Source organism: Bacteroidales bacterium, assembly GCA_018334875.1.
Lineage (GTDB): Bacteria > Bacteroidota > Bacteroidia > Bacteroidales > UBA12077 > JAGXLC01.
This window is the reverse complement of sequence record JAGXLC010000414.1, coordinates 2,264-3,621: the sequence shown is the minus strand read 5'-3', so window position 1 is coordinate 3,621 and position 1,358 is coordinate 2,264. Positions and strand designations below refer to the sequence as shown.

The 1,358-nt window shown below is 49.7% G+C and carries 1 protein-coding gene; it reads right to left on the bottom strand.

All coding sequences use genetic code 11. The features are described from left to right. The coding region (locus KGY70_19025) for an RNA-binding transcriptional accessory protein (GenBank protein ID MBS3777295.1) at positions 1–1,193 on the bottom strand (1,193 nt) is incomplete at its 3' end. Between the last annotated feature and the right edge of the window lie 165 nt (positions 1,194–1,358).

Here is a 1,358-nt window from a genome sequence, read left to right as displayed (position 1 = left end):
ACGTTGATGTCGCGGTCGAACTTCAGCTTGCGGATAAATTCTTCTGTTTCACGGCTTGCCGTTCCGTTCCCTATGGCTATGGCCTCTATTTTATGAGAAGAGACGAGCGTAGTGATCTTTTTGGCAGCCCGCCGGGTTTCTTCCTGGGGTTTGTGCGGATAAATGGTCTCGTTGTACAGCAAGTTTTCCTGCTCATCCAGGCACACCACCTTACAACCGGTGCGGTAGCCCGGGTCGATGGCCATAACCCGTTTCTGGCCCAGGGGAGGCGCCAGCAACAGTTGCCTCAGATTTTCTGCAAACACCTTGATCGCCTCATCATCCGCTTTTTCTTTGTAATAAGCTTTGACCTCATTTTCCATAGAAGGGGCCAGCAGCCTTTTATAAGCATCCCCAACCGCTTCTTTAACCTGATACGAGCCGGCATTTTCGGACTTCAGGAAAATACGTTCCAGTATCTTTACCGCCTCTTCTTTTTCGGGTTGTATTTTAACTTTCAGAATCCCTTCCTTTTCGCCCCGCAGAATAGCCAGATAACGATGGGAAGGGGTTTGTCCGATAAGCTCCGACCAGTCGAAATAATCTTTGTATTTCTGACCTTCCTCTTCCTTGTCTTTGGCTACTTTTGATTCAATCAGGGCTTCTTTGTGGAAAAGCCTCCGGATTTTTTCTCTGGCCTGCCGGCTTTCATTGATCCATTCGGCAATGATGTTGCGGGCTCCCTGCAGCGCTTCTTCTGTATCCTGCACCTCCTCACTGAGGAACTCTTTGGCCCGTTGTTCGGGGTTTTCTTCCTGTTGTTTCATGAGGATTTTGGCCAGGGGCTCCAGTCCCTTTTCTTTGGCTTTGGTGGCACGGGTGCGCTTTTTGGGTTTGTAAGGGAGATACAGGTCTTCCAGCTCTTGCATGGTGGATGCATTGCGGATCTTTTCCTCCAGTTCATCCGTAAGCTGCTCCTGCTCCTCGATGGTTTTCAGGATGCTCTCCCTGCGCTTTTCAAGCTCCACCAGCTTTTCGTGCTGCTCCTTTATCTGTGTGATCTGGGTTTCATCCAGATTACCCGTCCTTTCCTTCCGGTAACGGCTGATGAATGGAATGGTGGCCCCTTCACCAATCAGTTCCAGTGTATTTTTTACCTGCGATTCATTCAGGTTCAGGGATTTTGACAGGGTGTCGGCATGTTGTGTGCTCATGATGGTCGGTTTTCAAAAGAACGAAGATACGATAAGATTTTGGAAGAAGAAAATGGGTTGAGGCTGAGGAAGAGAACGATGGCACGACGACACTAAGGCACGAGGGCACAGCAGTAGAGACGCGATGCTCGCGTCTCGGAGATTGAAATACGACCGCACGACAGC